The organism is Thermomonas sp. (assembly GCF_023953935.1).
Taxonomy (GTDB): domain Bacteria; phylum Pseudomonadota; class Gammaproteobacteria; order Xanthomonadales; family Xanthomonadaceae; genus Thermomonas.
This window is the reverse complement of record NZ_JAMLIW010000008.1, coordinates 1-15,862: the sequence shown is the minus strand read 5'-3', so window position 1 is coordinate 15,862 and position 15,862 is coordinate 1. Positions and strand designations below refer to the sequence as shown.

General features: G+C 63.5%; 12 protein-coding genes. 5 read left to right on the top strand and 7 right to left on the bottom strand.

Annotated features, from left to right (window positions below; translation table 11 throughout):
- Window positions 1–18: 18 nt before the first annotated feature.
- From M9902_RS09655 to M9902_RS09640, 4 genes are read left to right on the top strand one after another with little or no spacing between them, the layout of a single operon-like run.
- Complete coding sequence (locus M9902_RS09655) at window positions 19–1,461, top strand: N-6 DNA methylase (RefSeq protein ID WP_297222593.1); 1,443 nt, start codon at window positions 19–21, stop codon at window positions 1,459–1,461.
- Window positions 1,458–2,843: a restriction endonuclease subunit S gene (locus tag M9902_RS09650; RefSeq protein ID WP_297222591.1), complete on the top strand. Its 1,386-nt coding sequence runs from the start codon at window positions 1,458–1,460 to the stop codon at window positions 2,841–2,843. The genes M9902_RS09655 and M9902_RS09650 overlap by 4 nt, the downstream gene beginning before the upstream one ends.
- A complete protein-coding gene (locus tag M9902_RS09645) occupies window positions 2,843–5,089 on the top strand; it encodes an AAA family ATPase (RefSeq protein WP_297222589.1) in 2,247 nt (748 codons plus the stop codon). The genes M9902_RS09650 and M9902_RS09645 overlap by 1 nt, the downstream gene beginning before the upstream one ends.
- Window positions 5,086–6,396 (top strand): McrC family protein, encoded by a 1,311-nt coding sequence (locus M9902_RS09640; RefSeq protein WP_297222587.1) that lies wholly within the window; start codon window positions 5,086–5,088, stop codon window positions 6,394–6,396. The genes M9902_RS09645 and M9902_RS09640 overlap by 4 nt, the downstream gene beginning before the upstream one ends.
- 45 nt (window positions 6,397–6,441) lie before the next feature.
- Here M9902_RS09640 and M9902_RS09635 read toward each other — a convergent pair whose 3' ends face one another.
- Both M9902_RS09635 and umuD read right to left on the bottom strand, forming a co-directional pair.
- Window positions 6,442–7,788, bottom strand: a complete 1,347-nt coding sequence (locus tag M9902_RS09635; RefSeq protein WP_297222585.1) for a Y-family DNA polymerase — start codon at window positions 7,786–7,788, stop codon at window positions 6,442–6,444.
- Window positions 7,733–8,188 carry a translesion error-prone DNA polymerase V autoproteolytic subunit gene (gene umuD, locus M9902_RS09630; protein ID WP_297222583.1) on the bottom strand — a complete coding sequence of 152 codons (456 nt, stop codon included), beginning with the start codon at window positions 8,186–8,188 and terminating at the stop codon, window positions 7,733–7,735. Before umuD ends, M9902_RS09635 begins: the two co-directional genes overlap by 56 nt.
- A gap of 172 nt (window positions 8,189–8,360) precedes the next feature.
- Between umuD and M9902_RS09625 the strand changes: the two genes are divergently transcribed.
- Complete coding sequence (locus tag M9902_RS09625) at window positions 8,361–9,332, top strand: SOS response-associated peptidase family protein (protein ID WP_297222581.1); 972 nt, start codon at window positions 8,361–8,363, stop codon at window positions 9,330–9,332.
- A gap of 32 nt (window positions 9,333–9,364) precedes the next feature.
- Here M9902_RS09625 and M9902_RS09620 read toward each other — a convergent pair whose 3' ends face one another.
- The 5 genes from M9902_RS09620 to M9902_RS09600 form a co-directional block, all read right to left on the bottom strand.
- Window positions 9,365–9,652 carry a P-II family nitrogen regulator gene (locus M9902_RS09620; RefSeq protein ID WP_297222578.1) on the bottom strand — a complete coding sequence of 96 codons (288 nt, stop codon included), beginning with the start codon at window positions 9,650–9,652 and terminating at the stop codon, window positions 9,365–9,367.
- Window positions 9,649–12,762, bottom strand: a complete 3,114-nt coding sequence (locus M9902_RS09615) for a CusA/CzcA family heavy metal efflux RND transporter (protein WP_297222577.1) — start codon at window positions 12,760–12,762, stop codon at window positions 9,649–9,651. The genes M9902_RS09620 and M9902_RS09615 overlap by 4 nt, the downstream gene beginning before the upstream one ends.
- Window positions 12,763–12,792: 30 nt before the next feature.
- Window positions 12,793–13,992: an efflux RND transporter periplasmic adaptor subunit gene (locus M9902_RS09610; protein WP_297222575.1), complete on the bottom strand. Its 1,200-nt coding sequence runs from the start codon at window positions 13,990–13,992 to the stop codon at window positions 12,793–12,795.
- Between the two features lie 11 nt (window positions 13,993–14,003).
- On the bottom strand, window positions 14,004–15,284 hold the full coding sequence (locus M9902_RS09605; RefSeq protein WP_297222573.1) for a TolC family protein: 1,281 nt from the start codon (window positions 15,282–15,284) through the stop codon (window positions 14,004–14,006).
- Window positions 15,285–15,349: 65 nt separating this feature from the next.
- Window positions 15,350–15,733 (bottom strand): hypothetical protein, encoded by a 384-nt coding sequence (locus M9902_RS09600; protein ID WP_297222571.1) that lies wholly within the window; start codon window positions 15,731–15,733, stop codon window positions 15,350–15,352.
- Window positions 15,734–15,862 lie beyond the last annotated feature (129 nt).

Genomic DNA, 15,862 nt, shown 5'->3' with positions numbered 1-15,862 from the left:
CCGAGAACCATCAAGGCAATGAGCAATATCACCACCGACATCGTCGGCAAGCTGTGGAACCTGTGCAACATCCTGCGCGACGACGGCGTCACCTACCATCAGTACGTCAGCGAGCTGACCTGGCTGCTGTTTTTGAAGATGGCCAAGGAAACCGGCAGCGAGAAACACCTGCCGCCCGGCCACCGTTGGGATGACCTGGAGCGCAAGTCCGCGCCGGAGCGGCTGGAGTTCTACAAGACCAGCCTGATCCACCTCGGCTCGCACGGCAGCCGCCTGACCCGCGAAATCTTCGCCAACGCCAGCAGCTTCATCAAGAAGCCGGCCACCCTGACCGCGCTGGTGACGGCCATCGACGCCATCGACTGGTACAGCGCCAAGGCCGAGGGTCTGGGCGACCTGTACGAAGGCCTGCTGGAGAAGAACGCCAACGAAAAGAAATCCGGCGCCGGCCAGTACTTCACCCCGCGCGTGCTGATCGACGCCATGGTGGCGCTGATGCAGCCGCAGCTGGGCGAATCCATCCAGGACCCTGCTGCCGGCACCGGCGGCTTCCTGATCGCCGCCAACCACTACATCCGCGCGCACAACGACGTGTACGCGCTGGACGAGAAGGCCTACAAGCGCTTCCGCCGCCAGTTCCACGGCATGGAGCTGGTGCAGGATACCCACCGGCTGGGCCTGATGAATCTGATGCTGCACGACCTGGACTCGGACGAGGACGCCGGCCTGCGCTTCGGCGACACCTTGTCCAGCGAAGGCGAGGACCTGCCCAAGGCCGATCTGGTGTTGACCAACCCGCCGTTTGGCACCAAGAAAGGCGGCGGCCTGCCGACCCGCGACGATTTCACCTACCCCACCAGCAACAAGCAGCTGGCCTTCCTGCAGCACATCTACCGCACGCTCAAGCCCGGCGGCCGCGCCGCGGTGGTGCTGCCGGACAATGTGCTGTTCGAGGCCAATGTGGGTGCGGAAATCCGCCGCGACCTGATGGAAAAGTGCAATCTGCACACCCTCCTGCGCCTGCCCACCGGCATCTTCTACGCGCAGGGGGTGAAAACCAATGTGCTGTTCTTCAGCCGCGGCCGGACCGACAAGGGCAATACGCAAGACGTGTGGGTCTACGACCTGCGCGCCAATATGCCGCAGTTCGGCAAGCGCACGCCGCTGACCCGGGCGCATTTTGCCGAGTTCGAGCAGGCCTTCGGCCAGCAGCCCGATGGCAGCGCCCAGCGCAAGGACTTGGGCGCGGAAGGCCGCTTCCGCAAGTTCAGCCGCGCGGAGATCAAGGCGCGTGGCGACAGCCTGGATATTTCCTGGCTGAAGGACGACAGCGATGCGGCAGCGGGCGCGTTGCCGCAGCCGGAAGAGCTGGCGCAGCAGGCCATGGCCGAGCTGGAAGGCGCGATGGAGGAGCTGCGCGGCATGCTTGCCGAGTTGGGGATTGAGGAAGAGGACGCATGAGCGGGCTTCCGCAAGGCTGGGGAACGGCGGCACTTGGTGAAGTATGCAATGTGATTCGCGGGGTCACGTTTCCCGCTTCAGCCAAAGAATTCGAAAAGTCCATTGGTAATGTGTGCTGCCTTCGCACAAGTAATGTGCAGAAGGAAATCGACTGGGGTGACATCTACTTTGTTTCTCGCGAGCATGTGAAGCGCGAAGAACAGTTTGTGCGCATTGGCGATGTGCTCATGTCGATGGCCAACAGCTATGAACTGGTCGGCAAGGTCGCCGTGGTACGCGATTTGCCCTATGACACGGCATACGGCGCATTTCTTGCAGCCATCAGGCCGACACCAGCAATCGACGGCCAGTATTTGTTCCATCTTCTCCGCACAGGCCATGTGCAAGCGGAACTGCGGAAAGGCTCAAGCCAAACGACGAACATCGCCAACATTTCGGCAAAGGCCCTTTCTGAGATTGAGGCGCCAGTCGCCCCACTCCCCGAACAAACCCGCATTGCCGACAAACTCGACGCCCTGCTGGCCCGCGTGGACGCCGCCCGCGAACGCCTGGACCGCGTGCCCGCGCTGCTCAAACGCTTCCGCCAATCCGTGCTGGCCGCCGCCACCAGCGGCGAACTGACGGAGGATTGGCGGGGTGGTGCGGAGGCGGAGTGGGACGATGTCACGCTAAGTGAAGTTATCGCGCCGAATCGTCCGCTTTGCTACGGCGTCGTTCAACCTGGAGCTGAGGAAGCTGGTGGCGCTTCACTGATCCGTGTGCAGGACATGCATGATGGCCGGGTACTCGTTGACGAGCTGCGTACCATCGCGGCATCCGTTGACCATGACTTCCGCCGTTCTCGTGTTGAAGCTGGCGACTTGCTGGTCTCCGTTGTCGGCACGATTGGTCGGACCGCCATCGTCCCCGCTGGGTTGAATGCCAACATTGCACGTGCTGTTGCACGCATTGCATGCAGGGACGGCATTGACTCGCGCTGGGTTAGGGCATGGCTTTCCACCGATGATATGCAATGGTGGCTCCTCAATAGCTCAAAGGAAGTCGCCCGCAAAACGCTCAACCTTTCAGATCTAAGCACAGCGCCAATCAAGCTCCCGCCACCTGACGAACAAGCCGAAATCATCCGCCGCGTCGAAGCCCTGTTCGCCCTAGCCGACAAGGTGCAGGCCCACTACGACACCGCCCGCGCCCGCGTGGACAAGCTCAGCCCCGCCCTGCTGGCCAAGGCCTTCCGTGGCGAACTGGTGCCGCAAGACCCGAGCGACGAACCGGCCAGCGCGCTGCTGGAACGCCTGCGCGCCGCCAAGGCCAGCCAACCCGCAGCCACCAAGCGCGGCCGCAAACCGGCCGCCGCCGCAGCGAAAGCAAGGAAACCTCGCTGATGGCCGCCGCCACCTTCACCTGGATCCCCGCGTTCCGCGCCGTGGCCGCGTGGCTGGCCGGCTACGAAACCCGCCAGCCCGAACTGGTGCAGATCCTCAAAGACGTCGGCATCGATGCCGGACTGGACGACAAGGACGGAAGCGACCAGACGATTCCTTTGCAGGCGATCGACCCGTTCACCTTCTTCTGCATGTTCATGAAATACGGCGTCGAAAAGCGCAAGCAGCTGTTCGCCCGGCTGATCGAAATTGCCGGGCTGGACGTGGCCGCGCCGACCGACTTCGACGGCGTGCCCAGCGCCAATGCCATGAAGGTGTGGCTGTTCCCGTTCCAGCGCGACCGGCAAGACTGGATGATCCCCACCCTGTGGCGGCTGTTCAAGACCGCCCGCAGCGGGCTGGACGCCGACACCTTTGCGCGGGCGCTGCAGATCCCCGGCACCGGTTTCACCAAGCTGACCCAGGCCCTGTTCTACATCGCGCCGGAGCGCTATTTCCCCATCGACACGCAGACACGCCCATGGCTGCAGGCGATCGGCGTGCCCAAGCCGGAACCCACATTGCCGGCCTATCTGGCTGCGCTGGATGCCGTGCGCAAGCATTCCAACCAACCGTTTGCGGCGTTGTCGCTGGCGGCTTGGGAGGCCAATCAGGCGTCGCTTTCCACTGCGGAGGTTGCTACCGGCCATCCGCCCGCGACACCGGCACCGCCCGCCGTCAAATCTTCCAATGCCAAGCCCGCCATGACCACTCAGCCGCTGAACCAGATCCTTTACGGCCCGCCCGGCACGGGCAAGACCTACGCCACCATCGACAAGGCGCTGGCCATCCTCGACCCCGGCTTCAGCGGTAGCCGCGAGCAGAGGAAGCAGAAGTTCGACGCCTACGTGGCCGCCGAGCAGATCAAGTTCGTCACCTTCCATCAGAGCTTCAGCTACGAAGACTTTGTGGAAGGCATCCGCGCCGAGACCAATGCAACCACCCATCAGATCGAGTACAGCGTCGAGGACGGCATCTTCAAGCAGCTGTGCAATGCCGCCCGCCGCCGCGTGCTGCAATCGGCCGGCAAGCACATCGACCTGACCGGCCGGCGCATCTGGAAGATTTCACTGGGCGAAGCCGGCACCGAAGAAGGCATTTACGAGGACTGCATCCAGCAGGGGCTGGCGCTGATCGGTTTCGGTGCCGCTGCCGACTACAGCGGCGTGCAGTCGCGCCAGGACATCGCCAGCAGGTACCAGCAAGCCGCGGGGCAGGTGGATGCTTCCGATTACCCGGTCACTGCGCTCAATACCTTCATCCGCCAGGTCAAGCTGGGCGACCTGTTCGTGGTCACCCAGGGCAATCTGCGTTTCCGCGCCATCGGCGAGGTCACCAGCGACTACCTGCACGTCCTGCGCGAGAACGACAGCTACGCGCAGGGCCGCAAGGTCAACTGGTTGCGCGTGTACGAGACCGGCCTGCCGTATGCCGAGCTGATGGAGAACCGCTTCAGCCAGATGACCATTTACGAGCTGCGCCCCGGCTCGATCAACTTGGACAAGCTGGCCAAGCTGCTGGCTCCAGCGGAAGCAGCACAGGACAACGCGCCGCGCGTCCTGATCATCGATGAAATCAACCGCGGCAATATTTCGCGCATCTTCGGCGAGCTGATTACCCTGATCGAGGCGTCCAAGCGTGCCGGCCAGCCCGAGGCGCTGGAGGCGACCCTGCCATATTCGAAGGACAAGTTCAGCGTCCCGGACAACGTGTACCTCGTTGGCACCATGAACACCGCCGACCGTTCGTTGGCCGGGCTGGACGTGGCCCTGCGTCGCCGCTTCGTGTTCGAGGAAATGCCGCCCCGGCCTGACTTGCTAGGCAGCGTGGCCGGCATCGACCTGTCGCAACTGCTGTCCGTGATGAACCAGCGCATCGAGGTGCTGCTGGGCCGCGACCACCTGCTGGGCCACGCCTATTTCATCGGCGTGGAGTCACTGGATGCACTGAAGACCGTATTCCGGCGGCAGATCCTGCCGCTGCTGCAGGAATACTTCTTCGAGGACTGGGAACGCATCGCGCTAGTGCTGAACGACCCACGCAAGGCCAAGCCGCACCGGTTCCTGTCCAAGCTGGAGCACGACGAGCACGCCCTGTTCGGCCAGACCGGCTTGGGCGGTGGCAGCCGCTGGCAGATCAATACCGAGGCGTTCGACCAGCCCGAAAGCTACCTGGGCATCTACGCGCAGACCGGCACCGCCGAGTGAGTCAGCTGATCACCGTTCGCGAGCATGCGCGCCTGACCACGGCCGATGTGCCCGCGTCGGATCGGCTGGCGCAGGTGTCGCAGACGGCCTTCGACTGGCTGCTGGCCGAGAGCGCGCGCCTGCGCGGCGCAGACACTGGCGCTCGGCTGGTCGAACTGGAAAGCCGGCGCGAACTGCGGCTGGACAACTATGTTGGCGTGTTGGAATCCCCCTGCGGCACCCGCATCGAGATCCTGCCCAAGGCGCTGGAACCGGGCGAAGGCATCGAAGCCGGACGCGCCCTGCTGCAGAAGATGCTGGCGCGCTGTCTGAATCTGACCCCGCGCCAATCCAATCCGACCGCACTTCGCACTTTCGATGCGCCGTTGAGCGAGTGGGTGGCGCGGCAGTTCCTGCAAGGTGTGGATCATCTGGTCAAGCGCGGCCTGCGCTTCGACTACCACTCGGTACAGGAAGAACTGCGCTACCTGCGTGGCCGGCTGCTGGTGGCCAGACAGCTTCGCCAAGCGCCGGGCCGCGCGCACTGCTTCCAGGTCGAGCATGACGTGTTCGATGCCGACCGCGCCGAGAACCGCCTGATCCGCTCGGCGCTGGAGGTGGTGCGCAAGCACACCCGTGAGCCGAAGAACTGGCGGCTGGCGCATGAGCTTGCCCACCATCTGCATGAGATCCCAGCCAGCAGCAACGTGGCCGAGGATTTCCGGCGCTGGCGCGATGACCGCCTGATGGCGCACTACTCACCGCTGCGCGGCTGGTGCGCACTGATCCTTCATGAGCAGATGCCGTTGACGGTGGTTGGCACGCAGCGCGGCCAGAGCCTGCTGTTCCCGATGGAAAAAGTGTATGAGCAGTACGTCGGACTGGGGCTGCGCCAGTGGCTGCCGGCCGGGGCAAAGCTCACGCTGCAGGCGGCCAGCCAGTTCCTTGCCAAGCACCGCGATCAGCACTGGTTCCAGCTGCGTCCCGATTTCCTGATCGACCACGACGGTCAGCGCGTGGTGGCAGACGCCAAGTGGAAACTGCTCGACGCCGCGCTGGACAACAGCGAGCAGAAATACCGCCTGTCGCAAGCGGACTTCTACCAGCTCTACGCCTACGGCCAGAAATACCTCGCCGGCGTGGGCACCCTGTACCTGTTCTACCCCAGAACTTCACGCTTCAGCGCGCCACTGCCGCCGTTTCATTTCAATGAACAGCTGCGGTTGCTCGTTGTGCCGTTTGATCTGGCACGTGTGCAGCCAACCTGCAGATTTGCCATGAATCAAGATTGCGAATCAGCGTTGAACCCGGCTCTGAAATCGAATTGAATCGTATTGCGAGCCCTTGATGCCAACCGGTACTCACAAGCGCATCTACCGCACCCGCAACAACTCGCTCCACTTCGTCGTATAGGCCGGCGATAGTGTCTTGAGCATTGGTCGCCACTGGGCGTCCCTGCTGCCCCAGCGGCGTTCGTCAGGACGTGCGCCACCCACACGCCAACCCGCACTACCAATCCCTACCGTCCCGCGGCCGAACTTGGCATTGATACGATCCAGTACCTCCATGCCGCGCTCCCGACGCGGATCCGGTAAGGAGAACATGTCCGCTTGACGTCGTTCACCCCGCACCAGATCCGCCAGCCCGACACCTCCGCGCTTGAATTTCTGCCCCGGGCGCATGATCGATGTGGCCAGCCAGCGCACGGCACGCAACACATCGCGGGTATCCCGGGTCGGGAGCGGCAAGGGCACGGCGCGTGAGACGTGGAAGCCATCGCCCTTGTGCGCATTGCCGTCCAGCCAGACCCACACCGCAGCGACGGCAAGACCGCGCTGGCGTAGCTTCTCGCAAGCCACGGTTGCGAATGTGGCCAACGCATCGCAGGGATCGGCGACATCGCGCCCGAAGGTGCGCGAGACCACGATCTGCTCGCGATCCGGTACCTCCAGCTCCAGATCGCCGCACGACACCCCGCGCAACTCCTGTTGCGTCCGTGCCAGCACCACGCCATAACGGGCGCGCAAGGACTCCGCAGGCAACGCGGCCAAGTCGGCCGCAGTCTCCACCCCTTCCTGTGCGAGCCGGGCCGCATAGCGCCGGCCAACGCCCCAGACATCTTCCACCGGCAACTGGTTGATGTTCGCCGGCGTGGCCTGGAACACGGCCAGCCGGCCTGCCTGCACGGCTCGCTTGGACTGCACCTTCGCCAGCTTGTTGCCCGCCTTGGCCAGCGTGCGCGTGCTGCCGAGGCCGACGCAGCAGGGAATGCCGACCCATTGCAGGATGCGTTCGCGGGCTTCCAGCGTGGCCGCGATGGGATCCTTCAGGCCCTCCACATCCACGAAATTTTCGTCGATGGAATAGACCTCTACCCGTGGGAACAGGTCGCGCAGGATCGTGACGATGCGGGCCGAGAGATCGCCGTACAGCGCAAAGTTTGCCGACCGGACCTGAACCTGCTTTCGGATGGCATCAGGCACCTGGAAGATTGGCGTCCCGATCTTCAGCCCCAATGCCTTGGCCTCGGGTGACAGGGCGATGCAACAGCCATCGCCATTGCCCAGAACGACCGTCGGCACCCCCCGCAGCTTCGGGTCGAAGACGCGCTCGCAGGACACGTAGAACGTGTTGCCGTCGATCAGGCCGAAACGTGGTGCGGACTCAGACATGGAAATGCACGTTGCTGCGAACCACGCCCCAGATATCCAGCTCGACATCCTCGGGCACGATGATCGGCGGGTAGCCGGCACTGGAGGCCAGAACGATGCGGCCATCACGGCAGTAGAGCTTCTTGACCGTGAAGCCACCCTCCCATAGAACCACGACGGTATGCCCAGGGCGTGCGGTGATCGAACGATCCACGATCAGCAAGTCGCCATCGTGGATTCCGTAATCAACCATCGAGCCGCCGCAGTCAGCTTGCACCAGGAAGGTCGCTGGCGGGTTGACGATCAGCTTCTCGTTGAGGTCAAGCCGGTCCTCCTCGCGGAAGAAATCCTCGGCAGGACTGGGGAAGCCACAAGCGGCCTGCATGGCCAGTAGCGGCAGTTGGCGCTGGGTCAGGACCGACACCGGGCCGATCAGGGTCGGCGGGTCACGATGGGCTGTGTTGTGCATGGCGCAAGATCCTCACACGCCCGTGACTCACCAGCTGAGACACGGGGTAGCGAGCCTACGCCCGGGCCCAGCCGCTCGCCATTAGTATTTCGCTGAATACGTGCGTGTTCCGCGCAGTGGAACACGCGGGCATGGCAGGATGCTTATGTGCCAAGCGAACCGGAGCCGGATCGTGTGTTATTCCGCTGAGTGCTGGGCCAAGTACGACAACTATGTGCGCGAGTTCGGTGCTGACGTCGACATCAAGGCGTTCTGGACGCTATACCTGAATCGCGACGAGCGATACCGCGCCCGTCAAAGACTGTCCGACGGAATGAAAATCCCCAAAGGCATGGATCTGAATTTCATGCGACCCAGAACGGAGCTGGAACGGAAGATTCAGGATCTCATCGCCGTATGGAACGGACGCAGGCTGGTCGAGAGCGAGGCTGAACTTGCGAAACAGCAAGCCCGGCTTGCCGCAGCCGAAGCGAAGCTGGACGTCAAGGAAACCAAGGCCGCGCTCAACGAGCAGCGGATCGCCAGCAACAAGATCAAACAGATGCAGCGCTGGATCGAGGATGCCAAGCGTACCCGACACGACCCTGCGCGAGATGACCGCATCTTTCCCGACTGGTACGCACCGGTACTCATCATCGAAAACGGCAAGAAGGTCGTACGCCCCATGCGCTACCACTGCCGGCCCGCTGGGATGGAGGCATCGATCGATCGCACCAAATCGGGCCAGATCTCCGGCACCTACAACGCCCGACGTGACAACCTGACACGGTTCTGGCGTCAACAATTCGGACACACGCATGCATTGATGCTGGCGGAGACGTTCTACGAGAACGTGGATGACGGCAGGGGCGGCAGCAAGGAGATTCAGTTCCGCCCACGCACCGGTGAAACGATGTACATCGCTTGTCTCTACTCCCACTGGGTCGATCCCAAGGGCCAAGCCCCCGACTTGTGGTCATTTGCCGCCATCACTGACGAGCCCGAACCCGAAGTCGCCGCAGCCGGCCACGACCGGACCATCATCAACATCAAGCCCGAGCACATCGATGCATGGCTGAACCCCGATCCGGCCAATCTGGATGAGCTATACGCCATCTTCGACGACAAGCAGCACCCGTACTACGAACATCGAGAGGCGGCGTAAGGTGGAAATCGCACCGGGATAGTCTGGCGGGTCTAGTCGGCAGTGGCGGAGCGTGGATTAGGTCGATTTATCGGGGGTATGGTGGTCAAGTTGCGCTCCCAATTCCGACCCTCGTCATCGTCTTCACAGAACAACTCCATCTGTATTTCATTGATGACCTTGTCGCCCAACTCGACCGAGTACTGCTGCTCGCGCGCACTGAGTGCGCGTAGCAGGCCTTTCACGTCGAACAGGCTCAGTCGCTGGAAACCGGCAGCCTCCAGTGCGTGGATCAGATCAGTGACCCGGTTGCGGTGCACGAACGCCTTGATCTGTTTCATGGAGTGGTCTCCTGTGCTTTGCGCTCAGCGCGGTTTTCCAGCCATTCGTACAAGACGGGCAACAGGATCAGCGTCAGAAACGTCGAGCTGATCAGGCCGCCCACGACCACCGTCGCCAATGGACGCTGGGTCTCGGCGCCGACGCCGCTGGACAGCAGCATCGGCACCAGGCCCAGGATCGCGACGCTGGCCGTCATCAGCACAGGGCGCAACCGCAAGGCCGTACCTTGGATCACGGCCTCACGCACCGATCGTCCCTTGTCGCGCAACTCGTTGAGGAAGCTCACCAGCACGATACCGTTGAGCATGGCCACGCCGAACACCGCAATGAAACCGATCGCCGAGGGCACCGACAGATATTGGCCGGTTACAAACAGTGCGATCAAGCCGCCGATGGTGGCGAACGGCACGTTGGCCAGGATCAGCGCGGCATACTTGATCGAGTTGAACGCGGTATAGAGCAGCACGAAGATGAAGAAGATCGTGATCGGCACGATCAACGCCAACTTCGCCAAGGCGCGTTGCTGGTTCTCGAATGCGCCGCCCCACTCGATCCAGTAACCTGCGGGCAGTTTCACCTGCTGCTTGATCGCGGCCTCAGCCTCCTTGACGAAACCGTCGACGTCTCGGTCGCGCACGTCCATCTGGATCACGGCGTAGCGTTGCAATTGCTCGCGGCGAACGAAGGAGTAGCCTTCGGCCACACTCACGTCAGCAACCTCCGACAACGGCACCAGGGCACCGGCGGCTGTGCGCAACGGGATCTGCCGCAAGGCCTCGACCGAATCGCGTGTCGCATCGCTCAACCGCACCGCGATGTCGAACCGCTTCACGCCGTCGAGCAGCACGCTCACCGGCTCACCGCCCAGGCCATTGCGGACGATGGTCAGCACTTCCTCGGCGTTCATGCCGTGGCGGGCCAGTTCGTCACGATCGACCTGGATGCGGATCTGCGGCTTGCCGACATTGGCTTCCAGCGAGAGATCGGCCACCCCTTGCACCTTGCCGAGGACAGTCTTGAGCTGGCCGCTGATGCGGTCGAGTTCCTCCAGGTCTTCGCCATAGAGTTTCAGCGCCAAGGTCGCGCGCACGCCCGAGATCAGTTCCTCCACGCGCATCTGGATCGGCTGGGTGTAGCCCGGCACCACGTTGGGCACGACCTGTTCCAGCGTCTCCTGCATGGCTTCTTCGAGTTGCTTGATGTTTCGGCCCGAGGTCCACTCGTCCTCAGGTTTGAGGGCGGTGTAGATTTCCATGTAGTTGACGTCGGCAGTTTCGCCCTTCTCGGCGCGGCCGATCATCGCCAGCGTGGTTTCGACCTCCGGAAACTGCTCGAATGCCTTGGCAATGGTGTTGCTGGTCTCGATCGATTCGTTCAGCGAAGTCGACGGGATGCCCGTGACGCGCCACATGATCGAGCCTTCCTGCAACTGCGGCATGAACTCCTTACCCAGGAACGGGAACAGCGCTAGGCTTGCCACCAGCGCGAGGACGGCGCTGACCACGACCACCCGCTTGCGTGCGAGCGCCTTGTCCAGCAGCGGCCGGTAGCCGCGCTTGATTTTGGCGACCAGCCACGTATCGCGCTCCGGCTTGGGCTTGAGGATCATCGAGGCCAGCACCGGGATCAGGGTCAGACTCAGGATCAGCGAACCTGCCATCGCAAAGGCGATGTTGAAGGCCATCGGCTTGAACATCTTGCCTTCGAGTCCTTCCAGCGCGAACAGCGGCAGGAACACGACGATGATGATGCCGATCGCAAACGTAATCGGATTGGCCACTTCCTTCGCCGCCGCCAGCACCGCGGAGGTCCTGTCGACCTTTTCGCCGTGTTCGAGACGCTCGGCCATGATCCGGAAGGCGTTCTCGACCATCACCACCGCGCCGTCGACCATCATGCCGATGCCGATCGCTAATCCAGCCAGCGACATCAGGTTGGCCGACAGGCCAACCTGGCCCATCCCGATGAAGGCAATCAGCATCGCCAGTGGCAACGTCACGATCACGACCAGCGCCGAGCGCAGTTCGCCCAGGAACAGGAACAGGATGATCGCCACCAGGATCGAGCCTTCGATCAACGCGCGAGTTGCTGTCCCCACCGCTTTGTTGACCAGGTCGGTGCGCTCGTAAATCGGCTTGAGCACCATAGTCTTTGGCAACGCATCGCGTACGACATCGAGTTTGCCCTTGACCGCTTCGACCACGTCCTTGGCGTTCTCGCCGATGCGCGCCAGGGCCATGCCCAGCACGACTTCCTCGCCGTCGCGGGTCACCGCACCAAAACGCGGTGCCGGGGCTTCCACCACGGTGGCCACATCGCGCAAATACACCGGCACGCCATCCTCGGCCTTGAGCACGATCTCACCGATATCCTTGGTAGATCGCAACAGGCCCAGGCCACGAACAAGGAACTGTTCGCGCCCCACGTCCATGACGTTGCCGCCGACCTGGCCGTTGTTGGCCGGAATCGCGTTGATCACGTCGCCAAACCCCAGTCCGCGCGCATAGAGCCGTTGCGGATCGATCTGGACCTGATACTCGCGCTCGCCGCCGCCCCAGGAGGAGACATCGTCCACACCAGGAGCGGTGCGCAGGATCAGGCGCACCGTCCATTCCTGCCAGGTGCGCAGGTCCATGTCGGTGACCTGATCCTTGCTGACGCCCGGAGCACGCTCGACCGTGTACCAGAACACCTGACCCAGACCGGAGGTATTGGGCCCCATGCTCGGCTTGCCATAACCTTCGGGCAGTCGATCGCCAATCTCCTGCAGTCGCTCGTTGACCAGCTGCCGCGCGAAATAGATGTCCATGTCGTCCTCGAAATAGACGGCGACATATGACAGACCAAACAGGCTGACCGATCGGATTTCCTGCACTTTCGGCAGACCGGCGAGCGCCGATTCGATCGGGGTTGTCAACAGAAGTTCGATGTCCTCCGCGGCCAGGCCGGGGGACTCGGTATAGACGTTGACCTGGACGGGCGTGACGTCCGGAAAGGCGTCGATGGGCACGTTGCGCACTGCGCTGATACCGAGGAAGGCCACCACCGCGAAAGCGATCAGCACCAGAAACTTGTAGCGCAGGGAAAGTTCGACCAGGCGATTCAGCATGGCGCACCTCCGCGTATCACGAGGGAGAGATCAATGACCATGACCCTCTCCCAGTTGCGCCTTGAGAATCTGCGACTTGACCGCAAACGCACCGGCGACCACGACGTTATCGCCTGCCTTCAACCCTTCGCGGATGACGGTGCGATCGCCGATCACTTCACCCACGCGCACCGGAACGGGTTCGAGAGCCCCAGCGCGGTTGCGACGAAATACCACGGTTTCACCTTCAAGTTGCACCAATGCATCGGTTGGGACGGCTAGCTGCGTGGCGGATTTGTTGTCCGTATTAGCCGCAGGAGCGGCCTCGAAATACACTTCGACGAAATCGCCGCCATGCAGACGGTCGCCCTCGTTCGGCACCTCGACCCGGACTGAAGCATTGCGGGTGGCTTCGGACGTGCGATGGGCGCTACGTAGCACCTTGCCGACAAGATGCTCCCCACCCACCACGATGGTTGCCGCGCTTCCGGCCTCAATGCGGGAGGCTGTGCCAGACGGCAACTTGGCATCCACCCAGACGGTCGACTCGTCCACCAGTCGGAACAGCGCCTTGCCCGGCTCGATGCGCTCGCCGACGACAAAATCGTCCTCGGTGAGGCGGCCGGCATGCGGCGCGGTCAGGGTGAATTGACCATTGACGCTGCCACTCGATGTGCCAGGCAAGCCGTAGGCCTGCGCCTTGGCGCGGGCACGCTCGACTGCCACCTTGGCTTCGTTGATGCGGCGGCCGGCAACGGCCTCGCGACCCAAGGCCGAGACACGCCGCCACTCCTGTTCGGCAATGCGCAGATCGGCCTGCGCGTCGGACACCTCGACGCTGGCCAGCGTCACCAACGGCGCGCCGGCGCGCACTTCATCACCGAGCTTGGCGTGCCGGCGGACTACGAGCGATTCGACACGGGGCGTGATCAAGGTCGTGCCATAGGCGCTGTCGACCACTTCGCCCGGTGCACGCAGTTCCTCGCTGAGCGAGGACGGTTGCAGCGTCTGCAACTTGATACCGGCGGCTTTGAGCGCGGCCTCGTCCATCTTCACTGGCTTGGCGGCTTCGCCTTCTTCGCCTGCTTCAGCGTGCGCTTCCGCACCTTCGGCATGATCGGCTTCACCCGACTCGGCATGTTCGGCGGTGGGCGCGTGGGTCGATTCAGTCTCTGGCGCTTTCGAGCAAGCGGAAATCGCCAGCAGCAATGCCGCAGCAAGCGGCAGCATGATCAGTCGGGACGGCGTCATCAGTAGGGTTCTCATGGGGTACCCTCCAGGCCGGCCCAGCGTTCGAGCTGGCCGGTGGCGGCAAGGTAATCAGCGTAGTGGCGCCACAGGCGCGCTTCGAGTTCGGCACCGGCGAGTTGCGTGTCGAGGGTCTGCTTGAGCTGCAGCAGGTAATCGGCGGTGGAGAGTTCGCCCTCGCGCCAGAGTTTTTCCAACAGGTTGGCGCGCCTGTCAACATCGGTACCGCGACTGTTCTTCCATCGCTTCCAGGCCGCGAACGCCGCGGCATAGCTGTCAATCGTGCGGCGGCGGTCGGCTTCCAGTTCCAGTTGCACCCGCCGCAGATCGGCCTGCGCCACGTCCGCATCGGCCTGGGCGGCAACGACTTCGGCGCGGTACGAATTGCGTACGAACAGCGGGATGGTGAGGGTGACCCCGACGACATTGTCGGTCAGGCCACCAACGTCGTATTCCCTGCGCCCGCCATAGGCGCCGACGGTCGGGTCTGCGATACGGTTGCGGCGCGCCACCGTGACCTCGCGTTCGGCGGCGGTGGCCGCAGCCTGCGCGGCCTGCCAGTCCGGCAGAGACTCGACACCATCAACGGCGGTTTCCGGGGCCGGCAGCAGGTCGGTCGGCAGCGCCGTGCCGGCGATCCACTCGGACGTTCCGCCGACCGTGCGGAAGCGGGCTTCGGCATCGGCCTGGTCGGCCAGCAACTGCGCCTGTTCCGCCTCCGCCTCATCCCGGGCGAGCAGCGCCAGATCGCGCTCCAGGCCGGAGATGTCGTCGGCCGTGAATTGCTTCTCGGCCAGTTCGGCAAACCGGGTCACCAACGCCAACCGACGTTCGCCGGTACGCACGCGCTGCTGCGCCGTCTGCAGATCGGCCCAACCGGCGAACCACTGCCGGGCGAAATCGCGTCGGCGCACCCGCGCTTCGGCGGTGACCTGATCGACGCGGGCGCTGGCGGCATCGCGACGGACCCGCCGTTTGCCGCTCAGGTCCAAGGTCAAGTTCAGGCCGGCGCTGTTCGTTCGTTCGGTACCTTCATCGTCGCTGGACAGCTCCAGCTCCGGGTTGTACAGCGGCTGTCCTGCGGCGGTCAGGCGGGCACGGGCGGCGGCCAACTGCGCTTCGGTCGCCCGGTAAGACGGGTGCTGCTGCCAGGCGGCTTGCAGCGCTTGACGGATGGCGGGCGGAGCGGTGCTCGCGTCAGCGGCCCAGGCAGGTGTGAGCCAAGAGCCGATGGCCAGCAGGGCGACGGCCGCACGCACGACGAAACGTCGCCGTGACGAATGGAAAACAGGCATGAATCAATCCTCTGAATCGACGGGCCCCTCCCACGCATGACGAGTGGAGGGATGATGGATGTCGATCAGACGATGGGAGGTCGAAGCTCCAGGAGCACAGGTGCACTGCGATTGGCCGATACGACATAGCCAAACCGTGCGTGTGGCAGGGCTGTTGCCATGGTGTGGGGCGTCACCGGGACGGCCACTGCATGGGGGCAGCTACAGTGCGTGCAGGCGCTACCCTGCGCCAACGTGCCTTGGGCCGGGTCTGCGCCATCCGTGTCCGACACAGAATTCACGATCAACTGGTGGGTGGAATCAGTCCCCAGCCCCAAAAGGGCAAAGTCGTGCTGGGCGCAGGCGGCGACTACGCCGATCTTCATCGCGAATACCAGTAGCACCAGCGCCGCCAGCCGCGCCGAAGCACGTAGGCGGCCAAGCATGGTGCTGGGAGCGGTCGCAAGCATCGGCGCATGATACCGGCCGGCGGGGGTGTTATGAAATTGCATCAGGCAGCGCCTTCTCGGAAGGCGTCTGCGGGCGAGCGGCGAGGCCAGGGCAGCATGCCTTGGGTTCTACCCCGAAATCACGGACGG

What these genes read in the sequence shown, in the direction of transcription:
- M9902_RS09655 (WP_297222593.1), top strand. Translation starts at nt 19, where the DNA reads ATGAGCAATATCACCACCGACATCGTCGGCAAGCTGTGGAACCTGTGC.
- M9902_RS09650 (WP_297222591.1), top strand. Translation starts at nt 1,458, where the DNA reads ATGAGCGGGCTTCCGCAAGGCTGGGGAACGGCGGCACTTGGTGAAGTA.
- M9902_RS09645 (WP_297222589.1), top strand. Translation starts at nt 2,843, where the DNA reads ATGGCCGCCGCCACCTTCACCTGGATCCCCGCGTTCCGCGCCGTGGCC.
- M9902_RS09635 (WP_297222585.1), bottom strand. Translation starts at nt 7,788, where the DNA reads ATGTCGAGCTGGATATCTGGGGCGTGGTTCGCAGCAACGTGCATTTCC.
- umuD (WP_297222583.1), bottom strand. Translation starts at nt 8,188, where the DNA reads ATGCACAACACAGCCCATCGTGACCCGCCGACCCTGATCGGCCCGGTG.
- M9902_RS09620 (WP_297222578.1), bottom strand. Translation starts at nt 9,652, where the DNA reads ATGAAACAGATCAAGGCGTTCGTGCACCGCAACCGGGTCACTGATCTG.
- M9902_RS09615 (WP_297222577.1), bottom strand. Translation starts at nt 12,762, where the DNA reads ATGCTGAATCGCCTGGTCGAACTTTCCCTGCGCTACAAGTTTCTGGTG.
- M9902_RS09610 (WP_297222575.1), bottom strand. Translation starts at nt 13,992, where the DNA reads ATGACGCCGTCCCGACTGATCATGCTGCCGCTTGCTGCGGCATTGCTG.
- M9902_RS09605 (WP_297222573.1), bottom strand. Translation starts at nt 15,284, where the DNA reads ATGCCTGTTTTCCATTCGTCACGGCGACGTTTCGTCGTGCGTGCGGCC.
- M9902_RS09600 (WP_297222571.1), bottom strand. Translation starts at nt 15,733, where the DNA reads ATGCTTGCGACCGCTCCCAGCACCATGCTTGGCCGCCTACGTGCTTCG.